Genomic DNA, 21,953 nt, shown 5'->3' on the forward strand with positions numbered 1-21,953 from the left:
CATATTGCAGCATGGTTACAGGAAGTGCAGACGGGGCAGTTGCAAAGCCGCGAATATCAGTATCTCGGACTGGATATTATCCAGCGGAATGCGGGCATTTCGGGCGACCTGTTTGATAGTCTGCTGGTATTTGAGAACTTCCCGGTGAGCAAAGTCATTACCTCACATACATGGCAATTGCAGATAGATAATATCGTGGTGCGGGAGCAGACCAACTATCCATTGGATATTGTTATAGGAGCAGCGGAGGAAATAAATATTCAGTTTAATTATAATTCAACAATATTACCTGCCACTTATGTCAACGCGATAACAAAACATTTTGAGCAGGTGCTGTTGCAGGTAGCGGATAATAGCAGTGCTACATGGCAGGATATTGAATTGTTGACGGCCGGTGAAAAGAAACAGTTGCTGGAAACCTTTAATGACACGGCTGTTGCTTATCCTGCGGATAAAACAGTGACGACCCTGTTCAGGGAACAAGTGCAATTATCTCCGGATAAAGTGGCCATTACTTTTGGCGACCGGCAGCTTACCTACCGCGAACTGGACGAACGTTCCAACCAGGTAGTAGCGTACTTGGCCGCCAATGGTTGTGCGACCGGCCGTAATATCGCGCTGCTGGCCTATCGTAGCCCCGAAATGCTGATAGGTATATGGGGTATCCTGAAAAGCGGCAATGCCTATGTGCCCCTTCATACGACCTATCCGCCGGCACGCCTGCAACTGATGGCGGCAGATGCGGACATATCCTACGTACTGTACACAGACAGTTCATTGTATGCCGCATCGGGTCTGGAGGCACATCTTACAGGGCTGGACATAGCAGCCGCTGAAGATTATCCGGCGCTCCCTGTTGCATTACAAGGCTCTGCAGACGATCGCGTATACGTCATGTATACTTCCGGTACTACCGGCCAGCCTAAAGGCATCGCTGTGAGCCACAGGAATATTGTGAAGCTGGTATATGACCCGGGCGATATTGCGATTATGCCTGACGACCGGGTATTGCAATGGTCTAATTACGCATTTGACGGCTCTACCTACGATATATATGGCGCTTTACTGTGCGGGGCTACGCTTTGCCTGGTAGATGAAGATACCGCTTCAGATGTATTTGCGCTTTCAGACATCATCACCCGACAGCAGATAACCGTTTGTTTCCTGACCACGGCACTCTTTAATAATTTCGTTGATAGCTGTATTGATGGATTAAAACCCTTAAGAAAGTTATTGTTCGGTGGAGAGAAGGCGTCTGGCTGGCATATAAAGAAAGCATTTTCCTTACTGGGCCCTGGCAGGTTAGTGCATGTGTATGGTCCAACGGAAACAACAGTATACGCCACCTCATATCCTGTCAATACAATAACGGAGGGAATGCCCGTGCCCATCGGCCGTCCGCTGGCAAATACAAAGGCATTGGTACTGGATGAACATCTGCAGTTGGCGCCGGTGGGGGTAGCAGGAGAGTTGTATATAGGGGGAGACGGTGTTTCACTGGGATATATCAATAATAGCAAAGAAACGAGGAAACGGTTCGTATCATTGAAAGACATGGCCGGTCTTTGGTACCGCACCGGCGATCAGGTGAGATGGCTGCCAGACGGTAATATCGAATACCTGAACAGGGTGGACGACCAGGTGAAGGTGCGCGGTTTCCGCATAGAACCAGAAGAGATAGCCTATGTGCTGCGGCAGTACCCACAGATATGGGAGGCAGCAGTACTCGTTAAAGCGGATGATAAAGGACATAAACGGCTGGTGGCCTACGTGGTGCCTGCCGGCGATTTTAACCGGGAAGCGGTGACCGCCTTCTTAAAGGAAAGGCTTCCTGAATACATGGTACCGGCGTTGCTGGTGGAACTGGCGGCCTTACCGTTGACCATCAACGGTAAACTGGATAAACAGGCGCTTCCGGACCCCGATGCAGGCGCATTGCACCGGCAGGCCTATGTGGCCCCGGTTAATGATACGGAACAGCAACTGGCGGGCATATGGGAAGAATTGCTGAATGTAAAACAGGTTGGCCGGAATGATAATTTCTTTGAATTAGGCGGTGATTCCATCATCTCCATTCAGGTGGTGAGCCGCGCCAAACGCTATGGCTATGCCTTACAGCCCAAAGACCTGTTCACCTTCCAGACGATAGCCGGGCTTTCTTCCCGTCTGCTGTCTCAAAAGGAGAATGTTGTCTCAGGGGAGCAGGGCTTGCTGACAGGCAGCAGTGGCTTATTACCCATCCAGCAATGGTATTTTGAATTATCGGATACTGCCGAATCGCATTTTAATCACCAGGTTTTGCTGGGAATAGATAAGCAGGTAGATATTGCTGATGTATCCTCAGCCATCAGGCAACTGGTGAGTTATCACGATGCGCTGCGTTTTACGTATGCCCGTAGCGGTGATAGCTGGGAGCAAACCTATGGTGCTTATGAAGGTGAGCTGGAAGTTGTCGATCTGCAATCCGTAGGACAGGACGAGCTGTCTGAAAAGATAGCGGCGTATGGCGACCAGTACCAGCGCAGCCTTGACATTGAACAGGGAATACTGGTTCGTGCGGTATTGTTTTTAACACCTGGCATTGAAGCACGTAACCGGTTGTTGATCGTTATTCACCACCTGGCGGTGGACGGGGTGTCCTGGCGCATCCTGCTGGAAGACCTGGAGCTGTTGCTGAAACGGGATGTGTCTGCGGTACAGGCCCGTAAAGGCAGCTCTTACCGCGAATGGCACCAGGCATTGACAGCTTATGGCCGCCGCCGCCGGCTGTTGGACCAGCAACCTTATTGGGAAGGTGTAGTGCAAAATGTTACTCCTTTGCGTGTTGATCATGCTTATAAAGGAACGGTAACGGCATCGGAAATAGGTAATTACACCATCCGGTTGGATGCCGGCCAGACACAACGTTTGTTACAGGAAGTGTCCCATGCGTACCATACAGAAATCAATGATGTTTTATTAACAGCACTGGGACTGACGTTGTCAGCATGGAATAATACCGGTCGTATCGTTATCGGCCTGGAAGGACATGGCCGGGAAGATATTGTTCCCGGTATGGATATCAGTCGTACCGTAGGATGGTTTACCAGCCTGTATCCTGTTTTACTGGAGCTGGAAGGTGACCGGCAGGACGGTGCTTTATTAAAAGCAATAAAGGAACAGCTGCGCCGGGTGCCGGACAAGGGACTTGGCTATGGTGTATTGAAATATATCAATAAGGCGGCGGCCTTGCAGGGAGAAGACCCCTGGGATGTTACGTTCAACTACCTTGGTCAGTCGGATAATGTTGTTAACCGGGAAGGTTATATCAATATCACCACAGAACCATCCGGAGATCCGGTGGCAGCAGACTTCGCAGTAAAGGAAAAATTAGCGGTCAGCGGTATGGTGCAGGGTGGAGAACTGGTGTTTCAGTGGAAATACAGCAGCAAACATTACGACGCAGCAAGTGTGGAACATCTGGCAGAAACATTTATTCAGCGTCTTACCTCGCTGATAGCCCATTGCGCATCGCAGGAAACGACGGTCTTTACACCTTCAGATTATGGCCTGGGCAGGGAAATCAGCAACGAAGAGCTGGATGCCTTCCTGGACGCTTCTTACCGGGGAGCGCCAAGACGCGGTCAGGTAGCGGGCATGTACCGGTTAAGCGGTTTGCAGGAAGGTATGTTGTTCCATGGCCTGTATGATGAGCAGGTAGGAACTTATATAGAACAGTTTGTGTGTGAGCTGTTGCATCTGAAGGAAGATAGCTTTAGAGAGAGCTGGAATTATTTGCTACAGCGTTATAGCATTTTGCGCACAGGTTTTTATTATGATGACTTTGATATTCCGGTACAGTGCGTATACAAAGACGCCGTGTTGCCTGTAACGGTGCTGGATTACCGTGGAATGAATGAAGCGGCCCAGGCAGCAGCATTCCTGGAGTATAAAACAGCTGATCTGCGGCAGGGGTTTGACTTTAAGGAAGCGCCGCTGATGCGCATTACGCTGGTGCGTTTGGAGGAAAATAAATACCGGATGCTGTGGACATCACACCATATTTTATTTGACGGATGGTCTTTACAGGTACTCGTAGGGGAATTACTCAACACCTATGAAGCACTGGTAACCGGAAAACAAGTGGCAGCAGGCACCGAAGATCGATATGAAGATTATATTCGTTACCTGGACCGGCAGGACAAAGAGAATATATCCCAGTATTGGAAAAATTACCTGGCAGGTATAGAAGAAGGTACGCTCCTGCCGTTTATCAATGCCACTGCATCAAGAACAAAAGGGGTAGGGGTATACAAAGGAAAGAACATACTACTCGATAGCTTCGTTACCGCCCAACTGGCAGATTACGTGCAGCGTCACCATGTTACCGCCAGCACACTGGTACAAGGCGTATGGGCGTACCTGTTATACCGTTATACCGGTCATCAGGATGTTGCCTATGGTGTTACCGTCTCCGGCCGGCCGGAGGACCTGCCGGGCATAGAGCAACGGGTAGGGTTGTATATCAATACACTGCCATTGCATGCAAAAGTAACGGGAAACAAAACGGTGGTGCAATGGTTGCAGGACCTGCAAACAGATCAGATACAGAGCCGGGAATATCAATATACCGGGCTGAATGAAATCCAGCAGTGGGCTGGCGTGCCAGGTGATTTATTCGACAGCTCCATTACTTTCCAGAATTATCCGCTTAACGAAGTGATAGATTCCAGGGAATGGAAATTGGAAATCACCGATGTGGAGACGCATCCGCATACCAACTACCCGCTGACCATCATTGTCCATATTACGACAGTCACCAATCTGTTGTTCAGTTATAATAGTGAGCTGCTGGACGAATTATATATAGAAAAAATAGCGGGCCATTTTAAGACGGTCCTGCACCAGATTATTGACCGGGATACCCTGACCCTGGCAGATCTTGAGATATTGACACCGGCTGAACAGGCAGGGTTGCTGTCCGGTGGAAATAAAATGGCGGTGGAATACCCGCGTCATAACACAATTGTAGACCTGTTTGAGACACAGGTGTCTTCGAAATCAACGTCGGTCGCTGTCGTTTACGAAGAAAATACATTGACCTACGGGATGCTTGAAGAACGGGCCAATCAGCTGGCGGCTTATTTACGCAGCAAAAGCATACGCAGAGGGTCATTGGTGGCCTTGTGCATGGAGCGCTCCACTGGTATGATAGTGGCGATAATGGGAATATTAAAAGCCGGCGGGGCCTATGTGCCGGTAGATCCGGATTTCCCGCAGGAACGGATCAATTATATACTCGAAGATACCGGCGCACATATCATAATAACAGACAACAGCTGTGCCGCCAGGTTCCGTCATATAACGGCAACGCCTGTACTGGAACTGGATGAAGCATGCACCGCCCTTGCAACGTATCCGGCTATTGCCCCGGAAGAGAAACCTGCGGGCAGTGACCTCGTGTACGTGATCTATACGTCAGGCAGTACCGGGAAGCCGAAAGGGGTAATGGTGACGCATCAGAACCTGATGGATTATGTGTTTGGCATAAAAGCCGCTTTGCCGATTGATGATTGCGGCTCGTTTGGATTGCTTTCCAGCATTGCTACAGACTTGGGCAACACCGTTTTGTTCGGTGCACTGTCTACAGGAGGGGCGCTGCACGTGTTCTCGAAAGCCGCGATTAATGATACAGACATACTTTTCGGATATCTGGACAAGCATCCGGTAGACTGTATCAAAATAGTGCCTTCACACTGGAAGGGATTGTCTGCTCCGGACCGGTTATTACTTCCCCGGAAACTGCTGGTCTTTGGTGGAGAGGCGCTGGAAACGGCCGTAACGGACAGTATCTTTAACTCGGGCACTACCTGTGAGGTAGCGAACCACTACGGTCCTACGGAAACGACTATAGGAAAACTGCTGCACCGCGTAAACCGTGAGGGAGCCTATCATACCGGTATCCCTATAGGAAAACCGTTTTCCAATACCGTTGTTTACGTGGTAAGCCCTGATAACCGGCTTTGCCCGGTTGGTGTGCCCGGTGAACTGTATATCGGGGGAGAAGGAGTAGCGGCAGGCTACCTAAACAATGCAGAACTGACTGCAGGACGGTTTATTGATAATCCCTTCGCGGAGGGCGCCGGCACAAAACTATATCGCACCGGCGACCTGGTGAAGTATCTGCCTGATGGTAATATCGTCTTCCTGGGAAGAGTAGACGACCAGGTGAAAATCAGAGGTTACAGGATAGAACCCGGAGAGATAGACCGTGTGCTGAATGGATGTGAGCTGGTGCGGCAGGGCGTTGTGGTGGTCAGAACGGAAAGTAACGGGCATAAGCGGTTGATAGGATATGTGATACCGGAAGGTGATTTTGACCGGGCAGGCATACAGGCCTATCTGGAAGCACAACTGCCGGAATATATGGTCCCCGCCGTACTGGTAGCGCTGACACAGTTCCCGCTGCTGGCAAACGGAAAAATTGATAAAAAGTCATTGCCGGAACCGGGCCGGGAAAACCAGGAACAACATGCCCTGGTTGCACCCCGGAATACCCTGGAAGAAGTACTGGTAAGTATCTGGGAAGAAGTACTGGACGTGCCGGCGGTAAGCATACATGATAACTTTTTTGAACTGGGCGGAGACTCCATTATTACCATACAGATCGTCAGCCGGGTGAGACGCAAGGGGTATGAATTACAGGTAGGCGATCTTTTCGATTACCAGACAATTGCCACCCTGTCGGCTGTTATGTCTTTGCGGGCGGGAGCTTCGTCTGCCTCACAGGACCAGGGCATGCTCGCAGGCAACAGCGGATTGCTGCCGGTACAGCAATGGTATTTTGAAAAGGCAGACACGACTGCTTCACATTTTAACCAGAGCTTCTTACTGGAAATAGATAAGGGTGTCAGCAGCTCGGTATTGTCTGCGGCCATTACGCAACTGATGCATTACCACGATAGCCTGCGTTTCGTATACAGTGACGGAGCGGCAGGCCCTGAACAGACATATGGTATTTATGAAGGCGCACTGGCCATCGTGGACCTGCAGGCGGCAACACCGGATGAATTGCCGGAATCGCTGACCGCCTATAGCGATGTTTATCAGCGCAGCCTTAATATAGCAGAGGGCGTCCTGTTCCGGGCGGTGTTGTTCCAGACACCCGCGGCAGCCACACATAACAGGCTGTTGCTGGTAATCCACCACCTGGCAGTGGATGGTGTTTCCTGGCGCATTTTGCTGGCCGACCTTGAACAATTGCTGGATGATCTGCAGCAAGGCAGGCCGGTATCGCTGGGAAGGAAAGGGACATCCTACCGGGAATGGTACCAGGCATTGGAAGCGTATGGTACCAGTAACCGGCTGCAAAGCCAGCAACATCACTGGGAACGGATGGCACAGCAGTATCAGCCTCTCCCGGTTGATAAAACATATGAGGGACTACTGCATATAAAGGATATGACTACCTGTGAAACCAGGCTATCTGCCGTGCATACACGAAAATTGTTGCAGGAAGTACCCGCCGTCTATCATACGGAAATCAACGATGTTTTGCTATGTGCACTGGCCCAAACCCTGACGTCGTGGACAAATAACAACCAGGTATTGATAGGGCTGGAAGGCCATGGCCGTGAATATATTGCGGAAGGTATTGATATCAGCAGCACAGTTGGCTGGTTTACCATCCATTACCCGGTATTGCTGGATATAAACACTCAGGATACCGGCATGCAGCTGCGTGAAATAAAAGAACAGCTGCGGCAGGTGCCCGACAAGGGAATCGGTTACGGGGTCTCTAAATATATTAATAAAACGCCTGCACTACAGGGTAACGACCCATGGGACATTACGTTTAACTACCTGGGGCAACTCGACACTATCGGTCAGAAGGGTAAATGGATCAACCTTACGGACGAAGATACGGGCGCTAATGCCGGCGATGATTATGTAGTACGGCGGAACATAGCGGTGAATGGAATGGTGGCCGGCGGAGAACTGGTGGTGTCCTGGAGCTACAGCACGCTGCATTATAACAACGAGACTATCGAAATGCTCGCCGCTCAATACCAACGGGACCTCGAATCACTGATTACATACATCGTGGAGCAATCGGCTGCAGGTCCGGTACATACGCCGTCTGACTATGGTCTCTCCGGGCTGGTAAGTAATGCGGAGCTGGACGCGTTTCTCAATAGATGGACATCAAACGGAAAAGAGCACCACCCGGATGCGATATACCGGTTGAGCGGATTACAGGAAGGCATGCTGTTCCATAGTTTGTATGAAGATGAAGTGAACACCTATACAGAACAGCTGGTGATAGAAGTCAAAGAAGTCAATACCGATGCATTGATTCAGAGCTGGCAATACTTGTTGCAGGAACACAGCATATTCAGAAGTGGATTTTATTATGATGTGTTCCGTGTGCCGGTGCAATGCGTGCATCATATGGTGGAGATACCGGTACGACAACTGGATTGTCGTCATCTGAGTGCCTCAGCGCAGGAAGAGGAATGCCGTGCATTTGAAATAGCAGAACGCGACCGCGGTTTTGATTTTAATACGCCGCCGCTGATGCGCATAGGGCTGGTGCGTCTGTCTGATGAGCGTTACCGCCTGGTGTGGACTTATCATCACCTGCTGGTGGATGGTTGGTCATTGCCTGTAATACTGGAGAGATTAATTAATAATTATGAACAACTGTTGACTGGTAAGACGCCGGTGACGGTGGCAGAAGACCGTTACGAAGATTATATCCGTTACCTGGAACGTGCGGATAAACCGGCGGCAGTTGCCTATTGGAAGCAGTATCTGTCTGATATTACCGCCGGTACTTTATTGCCGTTTATTGACAGCGGGGCGGAAAGAACAAGCGGGGCCGGCGTTTTCAAAAGCCGCATACTGACGCTGGACCATAATAAGACAAAGAGCATCTTATCTTATGTACAGCAACAGCATATTACCATTAACACCCTGATGCAGGGCGTGTGGAGTTACCAGTTGCACCGCTATACCGGTAATGCATATATTGCCTTTGGCGTAACGGTCGCCGGCCGGCCGGATGATCTGCCGGGCGTGGAACGCAGGGTAGGGATGTATATTAATACGCTGCCCTTGCGTACAGGCGTGAAAAGAGAACAGCGTGTGACCGAATGGCTGCAGCAACTGCAGCTGGAACAGGTGCAAAGCCGCAAATATCAGCATGTGCCGCTGAAAGAGAGCGTGCGGGGCGCCGCTGTTGAGGGCGAACTGTTTGACACGTTACTGGTATTTGAAAATTACCCGGTAAACAAAACGTTACTGTCCCACTCCTGGATAGTGGATATTGTACAGGGCGAAGGGCAGAGCCATACCAACTACCCGTTGACGATCATTATTGTTTCGGGAGAAGAAACAAACATCGAGTTCCAGTATAATGCTGATCTGTTGACCGAAGACTATATTCTCCAGATACAGCACCAGTTTGTACAGGTGCTGGACCAGATCATTGACCACCCTTCGGGCATGCTGGAAGATATTACACTACTGACAGGCGAACAACAACATCAACTGCTGGAAACCTTTAATGGTACGGCTGTTACTTATCCTGCGGATAAAACAGTGACAACCCTGTTCAGGGAACAGGTGCAATTATCTCCTGATAAGGTGGCCATCACTTTTGGTGACCGGCAGCTTACTTATCGCGAACTGGACGAACGTTCCAGCCAGGTAGCAGGGTACCTGGCCGCCAATGGCTGTGCGACCGGCCGTAATATCGCGCTGTTGGCCTACCGTAGCCCTGAAATGCTGATAGGCATGTGGGGTATCCTTAAAAGTGGCAATGCCTATGTACCGCTTCATATAACGTATCCTCCGGCACGGCTGCAACTGATGGTGGCAGATGCGGACATATCTTACGTACTGTACACGGACAGTTCGTTGTATGCCGCATCGGGCCTGGATGCACATCTTACAGGGCTGGACATAGCAGCCGCCGAAGATTGTCCGGCGCTCCCTGTTGAGACACAGGCCACGGCAGACGACCGTGTATACGTCATGTATACTTCCGGTACTACCGGCAAACCTAAAGGTACAGCTGTCTGCCACAGGAATATTGTGAAGCTGGTATATGACCCGGGCGATATTGCCATTGTGCCTGAAGACCGGGTATTGCAATGGTCTAATTACGCGTTTGATGGTTCTACCTACGATATATACGGCGCTTTACTGCGCGGCGCTACGCTTTGCCTGATAGATGAAGATGCCGCTTCAGATGTATTTGCGCTTTCGGACATTATTGCCCGGCAGCAGATAACGTTCAGTTTCCTGACAAGCGCACTTTTTAACAACTTCGTAGATAGTTGTATCGATGGATTAAAGCCGTTCAGAAAGCTGATGGTTGGCGGAGAAAAACTGTCGCCGTGGCATATCGGGAAAGCTTTCGCTTTGCTCGGCCCGAACAGGTTAATTAACGGGTATGGCCCTACGGAAACAACGGTATATGCTGTTTGTCATCCTATCAACAGGGTAACGAAAGGAATGCCGGTGCCCATTGGCCGTCCGCTGGCAAATACCAAAGCGCTGGTACTGGATGAACATCTACAGCTGGCGCCGATAGGGGTGGCAGGAGAGCTATATATCGGCGGCGACGGTGTTTCACTGGGGTATATCAATAACAGCGAAGAGACTGGGAAACGGTTCGTATCATTGAAAGACATTGCCGGCCGTTGGTACCGCACCGGCGACCAGGTGAGATGGCTGCCGGACGGTAATATCGAATACCTTGACAGGGCGGACGACCAGGTGAAGGTGCGCGGCTTCCGCATAGAACCCGAAGAGATAGCCTATGTGCTGCGGCAGTACCCACAGATACAGGAAGCGGTAGTTCTTGTTAAAACAGACGATAAAGGACATAAACGGTTGGTGGCCTATGTGGTGCCTGCCGGCGATTTTAACCGGGAAGCGGTGACCACCTTCTTAAAGGAAAGGCTTCCTGAATACATGGTGCCGGCGTTGCTGGTGGAACTGGCGGCCTTACCGTTGACCATCAACGGTAAACTGGATAAACAGGCGCTTCCGGACCCTGATGCAGGCGCATTGCACCGGCAGGCCTATGTGGCCCCGGTTAATGATACGGAACAGCAACTGGCGGGCATATGGGAAGAATTACTGAATGTAAAACAGGTTGGCCGGAATGATAATTTCTTTGAATTAGGCGGTGATTCCATCATCTCCATTCAGGTGGTGAGCCGCGCCAAACGCTATGGCTATGCCTTACAGCCCAAAGACCTGTTCACCTTCCAGACGATAGCCGGGCTTTCTTCCCGCCTGTTGTCTCAAAAGGAGAATGTTGTCTCAGGGGAACAGGGCTTGCTCACAGGCAGCAGTGGCTTATTACCCATCCAGCAATGGTATTTTGAATTATCGGGTACTGCTGAATCTCATTTTAATCACCACGTTTTATTGGGAATAGATAAACAGGTAGATACTGTTGATGTATCCTCAGCCATCAGACAACTGGTGAGTTGTCACGATGCGCTGCGTTTTACGTATGCCCGTAGTGGTGATAGCTGGGAGCAAACCTATGGTGCTTATGAGGGTGAGCTGGAAGTCGTCGATCTGCAATCCGTAGGGCAGGACGAGCTGTCTGAAAAGATAATGACGTATGGCGACCGGTACCAGCGCAGCCTTGACATTGAACAGGGAATACTGGTTCGTACGGTATTGTTTTTAACACCTGGCAGTGAAGCGCGCAACCGGTTGTTGATCGTTATTCACCACCTGGCGGTGGACGGGGTGTCCTGGCGCATCCTGCTGGAAGACCTGGAACTGTTGCTGAAACGGGATGTGTCTTCGATACAGGCCCACAAAGGCAGCTCTTACCGCGAATGGCACCAGGCATTGACAGCTTATGGCCGGCGCCACCGGCTGTTGGACCAGCAGTCTTATTGGGAAGACATGGTGCGGCATCATGCTCCTTTGCGTGTTGATCATGCTTATGCCGGAAGGGTAACGTTGACGGACATAGGTAATGTTGAAGTCCGTCTGGACACCACTCAGACGCAACGTTTATTGCAGCAGGTGTCCCATGCATACCGTACGGAAATCAATGATGTTTTATTAACAGCCCTGGGGCTTACGCTATCTGCATGGAATGGGACCGGTAGTGTTATTGTCGGTATGGAAGGACATGGCCGGGAAGATATTGCTTCCGGTATGGATATCAGTCGTACCGTAGGATGGTTTACCAGCCTGTATCCTGTTTTGCTGGAAACGGAAGAGGGTAAGCAGGCCGGCGATTTACTGAAAGCGGTGAAAGAGCAGTTACGTCAGGTGCCGGACAAAGGCATCGGCTACGGTGTATTGAAATACCTCAATAAGGCAACTGCTTTGCAGGGAGAAGATCCCTGGGATGTTACGTTCAACTATCTGGGGCAGTCAGATAACCTCGTTAACCGCGACGGCTATATCAATTTCACCACAGAACCATCCGGAGACCCGGTGGCGGCAGACTTTGCAGTGAGAGAAAAATTGTCTGTCAGTGGTATGGTGCAGGGCGGAGAGTTGGTGTTCCAGTGGAGGTACAGCAGTAAACATTACGAAGCGGCCAGTGTAGGACAACTGGCAGAGACATTTATTGGGCATCTTACCTCGTTGATTGCCCATTGCGCATCGCAGGAAACGACGGTGTTTACACCTTCGGATTACGGCTTGGGCAGGGAAATCAGCAACGAAGAGCTGGACGCCTTCATGGACGCTTCTTACCGCGGAGCGCCAAGACGCGGCCAGGTAGCTGGCATGTACCGGTTGAGCGGTCTGCAGGAAGGTATGCTGTTCCATAGTTTATATGCTTCCGGGGCAGGTATGTATATGCAGCAGTTCAGCTGTGAACTGGGACAACTCAATGTGCAGGCGATGGTGGAAAGCTGGCAGCACCTGGTACGCCGGCATAGTATCCTGCGCAGCGCATTTTATGCCAATGATTTTAGTATACCCGTGCAGGTAGTATACCGCGACGTGCAGATGCCCGTGACGATGCTGGACTGCCGTCACATGGATGAAACCGCGCAGGCCATTACATGGCAGCAATTTGAAACAGAAGACCACGGCCGTGTATTTGATTTTAAAGAAGCACCGCTGATGCGTCTGGCCTTTATACGGTTATCGGAAGACAGGTACAGGATGATATGGACCTACCATCACCTGCTGCTGGACGGCTGGTCGATACCCGTATTGCTGGAAGAATTGTTGCAGGCTTATGAATTGTTGCTGACTGGCGGCGCGGTGGCGGCTGATGGCGAAGACAGCTACGAAGAGTATATCCGCTTTATAGAACGCCGTGACAAAGAAGATGAAATTTCATTCTGGCAGCAATACCTGGCAGGAATTACCAAGGCCACCTTATTACCGATCGTTAAGGCTTCAACCGAAAGAACAAAAGGTCTGGGCGATTTCCGGATCAAACCGCTGGTGCTGGATGCGGGTACTACCCGGCATATACTGTCCTACGCCCGGAAGGAGCGCCTTACGGTTAATACCCTGATGCAGGGCGTGTGGGCGTATCTGTTATACCGTTATACCGGTAATGATCATATAGCTTATGGTGTTACTGTGTCTGGCAGGCCGGGAGATTTGGCCGGAGTGGAAAAACGTGTGGGCATGTATATCAATACCCTGCCATTACATGTGAAGGTGGATGAACAGCAGCCTGTGGCCGGTTGGTTGCAACAGCTGCAGGATGAACAGGCGCAGATGCGCACCCACCAGCACACGTCGTTAAACGACAGCCAGCAATGGGCTGGTATATCCGGCGACCTGTTTGATACCTTCCTGGTATTTGAAAACTATCCGGTGGGTCAATTACTGTCCACCCGGGAATGGAACCTGGATATAGGCGACGTCAGTGGAAAGGACCACGCCAACTATCCCCTGGGACTGGCCATCACGATAGAAGAGGAAGTCCGTATTGTGTTTAAGTATAATGCTATTTTACTGCCGGATACTTATATCACACAATTGTGCCGCCATTTCGAACAAATATTAAGGTATATCATCAGTCATTCCGGGTGCCGGCTGATTGACATTGCCCTGATGTCTGCTGCGGAAGAGGCGCAACTACTGGAAACATTTAACGCCACCGCCGCTCCGCTGCCGGAAGAAAATACGATCATGGCTGTTTTTGAGAAACAGGTGAACCTGTATCCGGATAACCTTGCCGTGGCTTTTGATGACCGGGAAATGACCTATCGTGAACTGGACGTCCGATCCAATCAGCTTGCACATTATCTGAACAGTAAAGGTATAAAAGAGGAAATGCTGGTGGCTGTATGTATGCAACGTTCTCCGGATGTAATCGTGAGCATAATGGGCATCCTGAAAGCGGGAGCGGCATACCTGCCTATTGATCCTACTTACCCGCCGGCGAGAATTAACTATATCCTGGATGACAGTAAAGCGGCGGTATTGATTACGGCCGGGGAAATGGACCCGCAGTTGCAGTTGCCGCAGGGACTTACCGTGATCAACCTGGACGATCACCAGTCGCAAATCAGTGCTATGCCGGAATCGGCGTTTGCTGTTGACATCACATCCCGTAACCTGGCATATGTCATCTATACATCGGGCAGTACAGGTAATCCCAAAGGAGTGATGATTGAGCACAGAGGGGTGCTGAACCTTACTGCTGACCAGATAGTACGACTGAAACTGTACCCGGGCATGAAAACGTTGCAGTTTGCCGCACTGGGCTTCGATGCTTCCTGCTATGAAATATTTAATACCTTATTGAGTGCAGGTTGCATTGTCCTGCCGCGGCAGGAAGAGCTACTGTCTGTACAGGGAATTACAACTTTGATAAGAAAGCGGGACGTAGCGGTCATTGTGGTAACGCCTTCTTATCTGCATACAATCAAGGATGAGCTGGACACGGTCACTACCATTGTGTCTGCCGGGGAGCCGATGATCAAAGAAGATACAAGGTACCTGCAGGCGAAGGGAATAAGGGTGATTAACTGTTACGGGCCTACGGAAAACACCGTACTGACCACTTTCGCCGATGATCCGCTGAAAGAGGATATGGTTGTCATTGGTAAGCCGGTAAACAATATAGAAGTCTATATCCGTGACGAAAACAACAGGCTTTGCCCGATAGGGGTCGCCGGGGAAATATGCATAGGAGGGACCAGCCTTGCCCGTGGATATCTCTATCGCCCGGAACTGACAGCGGAGAAATTTGTAAAGAACACTTTCAGTACAGATCCCGGAAGCCGCTTGTATCGCACAGGCGACTTAGGGCGCTGGTTGCCTGATGGCAACATCGAGTACCTGGGCAGGATCGACGATCAGGTAAAGATCCGCGGGTTCAGGATTGAACTGGGAGAAATAGAGAAGGTACTGCAACAGCACGAACAGGTAAACAGGGCAGTAGTGGTGGTGTCAGGAAAAGAAAACAATAAACGTCTGCTGGCATATATTGTTCCGGCAGGGGTATTTGATGCATCCGCTATTACAGACTATGCGAAAGTGCATCTTCCGGAATACATGGTGCCTTCGCAGCTGATTGAAATAGCTGTTCTGCCGCTGACATCCAATGGTAAAGTAGATAAAAAGGCATTGCCTGATCCTGACCAGCCGCTTACCACCGGCGACACGGTGGCGGCGCCCCGTAATGAGGCGGAACAGAAACTGGTTGATATATGGAAGGAAATCCTGGACGTGGAACAGGTAGGCATACACGATGATTTCTTCCATTTGGGTGGTGATTCCATCATGATCATTACCCTGGTGAGCAGGATGCGTAAAGCCTTTGGAAAAGAAGTGAAACTGGCCGATATCTATCAGGCGGCTACCATCGAAAAACTGGTGGCCCTGCTCGGAAACAATGCTGCTGCCGGTCCTGGTGACATTCACCAGGAAGTGGAAGCTGAAATTGCCGCCCTGAAGCAGGAAGTGCTGCAAAACAGGCCGGATGCCGCCCTGATAGAGGACGTATATCCAATGAGCGATATTCAGAGCGGAATGGTATATGCGTCACTGTTATATCCCGACAAAGGGATATATCATGACCAGATAGGTATTCTCATGCCTGATAACCTTGATAAGCGTGCGTTTGAACAGGCCTGGAAGCTGATGGTGGCCAAACACAGTATCCTGAGAACAGCTTTCGATTTCAGCGTCCGGGAAGAAGGCGTACAGATTGTGTATAAAACGGTGCCGGTGAAAATTGACTATATAGATCTGTCGCAGCATGATAACAAGGCAGTGAAGGACTACATTAATACCTACCAGGCCATCGAACGTGCCGAGCCTTTTGAAATGGGAAAACCGCTGTGGAGGGTTACGGTGTTTCATCTCCGGGGAGCTACGGGGTTGCTGTTCCAGTGTCATCATGCCATCATTGACGGATGGAGCGAGGCTTCGCTCAAAACGGAACTGAATAACCTTTACCTGCAGCTGGAAAAACAACCGGAAATACCTGCATTGCCGGCGCTGAAATGCACCTACCGGGATTTCATTGTAGATAGTATGGTGGCGAAGCGTAATACGGAGGAATTAACCTACTGGAAAAATGAATTGGACGGTTATAAGCGCCTGGATATATTTTCATCGGAAGAAACCAGTGAAACATTGGTAAAAAGCCATGATACGGCCTTGTTGAATACACTGAAGCGCCGCGCAAAAGAAGATGGTATTTCTCTGAAATCGCTGTTCCTTGGCACCTTCATTCACGTGCTGGGTATGTTTACCTATGAAAATGAAGTGACATTGGGCGTTGTAGACAATAACAGACCGTTGAAGGAAGATGGTGAGAAACTACTGGGCTGCTTCCTGAATACGCTTCCTTTCCGCTATATGGCCGCAGATGGGGTTACTACCTGGAAAGCATATTTTGAGGAGATTGAAAACAAGCTGACGATCATGAAGCAGCGGAACAGGTCCAGTTTGCTGGACATCACCAAAGCGGCAGGTGAACAGGCCCACCAGGGAAACCCGTTCTTTGATGTGTTGTTCAATTTTGTCAACTTCCACGTACTGGATGATCTGCAGGAGGGATTGTTTGACTTTGAAGATGCAGGCGGCGTGGCGGAAGGCGTGGAAGGTTATGGTAAAACGAATACCTACCTTGATTTCACGGTCAGTGTGACTGGTAATGAATTAATCATCATCTATAACCTCGGAAGAAAACTGAAGGCAGGGAAATCGCTGGAAACATGGCACGGCTATTTCGAAGCGGTTATGAACTGTTACCTGCATCGGTACCATCAGCCGGTAAACAATCTGGATGTGATATCCGTTGCTGAACAGGACCTGCTGCTGCGTACATTCAACGACACAGCAGTTGCTGATAACAGCGATACGTTGCTGGTGGAACGTTTTGCCCGCCAGGTAGCGCTTACGCCGGCTGCTGTTGCGCTGGTGTTTGAAGCCCAAAGTCTTACTTACCGCGAACTGGACGAACGTTCTAACCAGCTGGCCCGCTATCTGTCCGGTAAAGGAGTGGGGGAAGGCATGCTCGTGCCTTTATGCATCACCCGGTCTGTTGAAATGATCATCGGAATACTGGGAATCCTGAAAGCTGGCGCGGCGTATGTCCCCATCGATCCGGAATACCCTGCGGAGCACATCAGGGCCATATTGGAAGATACGGCGGCGGAAATTGTTGTGACTGGCCATCAGGACATGACCCTAACGGGCGTCGATGAGAAAATAATGCTGATAGACCTGCATGCCCACAGGCGGAAAATTGCTGCCTGCCCGGTGACAATGCCAGGAACAACATATCACGCAAAACAGCTGGCATATGTAATTTATACGTCCGGTTCTACCGGCCGTCCCAAAGGGGTGCTGATAGAACACGGTGCGGTGATGAATATGCTGAACTGCCGGATGCGCGAGTTCCGGATCACCAGCCATGACCGTATCCTGCAAACGGCCAGCTTTACCTTCGATGCGGCGGTTGAACAAATCTTCCTGGCATTGACAGGTGGCGCCACACTCGTACTGATCTCGAAGGAGACGCTGTTAGACCAGCGTTCGTTTATGGATGTCATTCTAAGGGAAGACATCACCCATCTGGACGTGACACCGGGGCTGCTGAGCAGCATTTCGCCGTGCAGTAACTTCGGCCGTTTACGTAATATAGTTGTAGGCGGGGAGGCATGTACAGTTGAACTGGCAGACCAATGGGCGGGCAATACCAGTTTCTATAACGAATACGGGCCTACGGAGACGACGGTGGTGGCTACTGCCTATCTTTATAAACCAGGCGCTCTCAGTACATCCGAGATGCCTATCGGGAAGCCGTTGGACAATACGCAGGTATATGTGCTGGATAAACGGGGCGACCTGCTTCCGGCTGGTGTTCCCGGCGAAATTTATATCGGCGGGGATGGAGTGGCCCGCGGTTACCTCAACAGAGATGCACTGACAGCCGAAAAATTCGTACAGGATATTTATAGTGGCAGGCCCGGAGCAAGGCTATACCGGACCGGGGACATAGGCAAATGGTTGCCGGACGGTAATCTCCTGTTCCAGGGAAGGTCAGATAATCAGGTGAAGGTCCGTGGTTACCGCATAGAATTGGAAGAAGTGGAAAAAGTGCTGGTTGGTTGTCCGCTGGTGAAACAGGCAGTAGTATTGGCGCCCGGAGATACGGCCGGCAGCCGGTACCTGGTAGCCTATATTGTGCCCGAAGAGCAATTCAGCAAAACAGCCGTAGTATCATGGTTGAGCAGCAAACTGCCGGCTTATATGATTCCTGCTGTGTTCGTGGAGGTCGATAAATTTTTGCTCACCACAAATGGTAAGATAGACAGGACCGCATTGTCCGCCATTGATGCCAGGGAGCTGCGTACAAGCGCTTATACGGCCCCGCGCAATGGCATGGAGCAAAAGATGGCAGACATCTGGCAGCAACTGTTAGGAATGGCCAGCGTAGGTATCGATGACAATTTCTTTGAGCTGGGCGGACATTCCCTCTTGACGGTCCGCCTGATAACAAGCATAAGACAGGAATGGCAGACAGATGTGTTGCTACGGGACATTTTTGCATACCCGACTATCGCCTCCCTGTGTGCCTGCCTGGAAAGAAATGGAGCGGTAACGCTGAACGTGACGGGCAATAATGAGGCATATGATAAAAAGCATCTTGTTCTTTTAAACAAGCTTTCACCGGGACGGCCTGCCTTTATACTGCCAGGTACGGACGGCTTCAGTGAGGGCTATGATACGCTTGCCCATGCATTGAATGAGGCAGGCGCCATATATGGCCTGCAACTGCCCGGAACAGTGAAAGGGGAGCCTGCACCGGAAGATATGGCTACTATTGCCTCACAATGTATTCAGTGGATGAAGCAGGTGCAACCTTCGGGGCCATACCGCCTCATGGCGCATTCCTTCGGCTGTTATGTGGCCTACGAAATGACCCGGCAACTGGAAGCCGACGGTGAAGTGGTTGAGTCTATAGTCATACTGGATGCCGACGCACATCCTGAAAAAATAGTGACAGACGGCAACTACGCGGTGCTGATCAAGGAGCTGTTACAGGAAGCGGCCATCGAAATTTTGGAGAGAAACAATACCGTTTCACTGCCTGATCTTCGCCTGATGATTATCCAGGGTACTGCTGCACTGGCGGTAAATGAGATCATCCCGTACATCACCGGTTTGATAAAGGACAAAGTGTCTTCGGATAAACTGGAGCAGCTGGAATTTGCCCTTAGTATGCAATATCTCAGGATCAATAATGCCAGGGTGTTGGACCAGTATACAGTTAGCGGTAGTATTCACGCACCCCTGCTGGTGGTAAAAGCCGAAGAAGCAGGATGGGAGGGATATGCGGCAGACAGCCTGGGATGGGAGGACCATACAGATAAGGTAACAACGGTTACTACGCCGGGTAGCCACTTCTCTATGATTAAAGATGACAACGCTGTTATATTGGCCCGGCACATTATGGCTAACCTTGGAACTCCCGGTAATGATGCGCACTGACTCGAATGATATGGCTTGTATAATTACTGCAGGGAGATTATCTTTGATTAATTGATTCGAATTTTGTACCTATAGGGTCACCATACGGGACAAACCGGATATGCCGGTTTGTCCCGTTTTTAGATCTGAAGCTGTTTTAGTATTGTAGTATTACATTAAACCTATGGAGAATAAAAAAGGACTGTCACCTGTACTGTTAATTGTAGCCATCATTCTGGGAGCGGCATTGTATAAGCAATTCGACTTTCAACATTTTAAGTTTGAAAAGCCTGCTCTGGCCATCGTTTACCTGATCGTTTTTGTTGGTTGTATTTTTTTCCTGGTGAAAAGACCCAAAAAACAATAACAATAAACCTGTTTTATTTCACATAGGTACTGCCTTTGTCCTGTCCGAATGTTTTGGGACGGTTGTTGGTGGTGGGCTTGTCCGGTACCGGAGGTGCCGGGGCTGTCCAGTCGCTCCAGGATACGCGGGAGCCGTCAGGGGCAGTCACTTCAAATCCGGCAAATTGCCAGTCGCCGTAGTAGTGATTATTACGGAAGATATTGTTTTGCTGAAAGGTGATGCGCCAGGGGATCTGGTAACCACTGAATTCAGGATAGCTGCCGTACACTGAAAATATCCCGTTGATGCCGCAGAAGTTTCCGCCGCTGCATCCCAGTACGGCCTTGTCTATTCTGAATTCGTTATTCTCCACCACCACGTTTTCGGTAGACCAGCGACAAACAAATTTATCCGGAAGGCTGCCTGGGATCACGTCCGGCAGGCCAGACCGGCAGGGGGAGTCATCGTACAGGCTTTTCATTTTGATAGTGCCTGCCTGGTGGGTATTAGCGCTGGAGCCGCTGTACCGGTTGGAGTTTTCCCAGAGTACCACGCCGCCCCAGTTATTTTCAAAGTTATTGTTGCTGATCAGCATGGGGGACGTTTTCAGGTTAAACCCGCGGGGACTGCCAGCTTCGGAGATGTATATGGCCGGTACCGGGAAATTATCCCCTTTACGGGCGCTCTCCATGCCGGCGATAATAGCGTTCTTTTTGAAGTTGTTGAAACGTACGCGGGCATCATATCCGGCTTCTATCATCAATCCGTTTCCGTCATTGTCATTGATGTAATTGTTTTCGATCACGAAGCCCCGGTTGTTATTGTCCAGCCATAAGCCTACTCCCTTGTTATGATGCACCCAGTTATTGGTGACCGTGGTGTTTTTGTTGATCCAGAATTTTACCCCGCCGGTGCAGCCACAGCCATCGATTTTGCTTTCCCAGTCATCGGTATTGTTTCCGGTGATTTCATTATGGTCTAAAACAAAATTTACGATTTCGTTTGTTTCTGTTCCACAGCAGGAGTTGATACCATATTGACCATTGTCTTTTATACAATTATAACGGTACACGTTATTGGGGCCTGCCATGAGGCCTGCGCCCTTGTTATTGCTGATGGTATTGTACTCAATGGTCCATTTGTCGCCGGCATCATGGTTTACCACGCCTTCGTCGCGGGGCGCCACGAAATTACGGATGGTAAGATAACGGATCGTTACGTTGGAAGCCCGCTGGGTAAAAGCATACTGGTTGATATTGCGGCCGTCCAGAATGGCTCCCGGCCCGCCGATAAATGTGGTACTGTCGGCAGGTATGATCTGGCTCAGGGGATTGTTGCTGAGTGTGTGTACACCGGGCGCCAGCCAGAAGGTGGCTCCTTTGCGGTCAAAGTCGAATTTGCTGTTATCGCCTGCCGGCACTGTGATAGCCCCCGCCGGCGCCGCATTAGGCCCTGTCAGCAAAGCAGTGTTGCCACAAACTTCGGCAGGTGGCGATGACGGCCATATATTGGCGTCCGTATCGCCGGGCCCTTCGGGGCCATCTTTGCCGCCTGTACCAGGCTTGTGGCATCCGGTGGCGAGGATACATAAAAGAATGAAAGATCTGCAGATCTTTTGCAGCGGTAAATCAGATTTTCTCATAGGAATTGATTAATTGACATGGTTTGGACTGGT

3 protein-coding genes (1 of these 3 running past the window's edge) are annotated in these 21,953 nt (G+C 50.3%); 2 read left to right on the forward strand and 1 reads right to left on the reverse strand.

Annotated elements, in window-relative coordinates; translation table 11 throughout:
- On the forward strand, positions 1-19,953 hold the 3' portion of the coding sequence (locus HGH92_RS26780; RefSeq protein ID WP_168873884.1) for a non-ribosomal peptide synthase/polyketide synthase. The gene continues 15,564 nt to the left of window position 1, outside the view; only the last 19,953 of its 35,517 coding nucleotides appear in the window; its start codon lies beyond the left edge, outside the window; its stop codon occupies positions 19,951-19,953.
- 163 nt (positions 19,954-20,116) lie between these two features.
- Entirely contained in the window at positions 20,117-20,299 is a 183-nt protein-coding gene (locus tag HGH92_RS26785) for a hypothetical protein (protein WP_168873885.1), read from the forward strand.
- A gap of 13 nt (positions 20,300-20,312) precedes the next feature.
- Here the strand turns inward: HGH92_RS26785 and HGH92_RS26790 are convergent, their stop codons facing one another.
- Positions 20,313-21,920 (reverse strand): right-handed parallel beta-helix repeat-containing protein, encoded by a 1,608-nt coding sequence (locus HGH92_RS26790; RefSeq protein ID WP_168873886.1) that lies wholly within the window; start codon positions 21,918-21,920, stop codon positions 20,313-20,315.
- Between the last annotated feature and the right edge of the window lie 33 nt (positions 21,921-21,953).

The sequence above is a fragment of the Chitinophaga varians genome (assembly GCF_012641275.1).
Lineage (GTDB): Bacteria > Bacteroidota > Bacteroidia > Chitinophagales > Chitinophagaceae > Chitinophaga > Chitinophaga varians_A.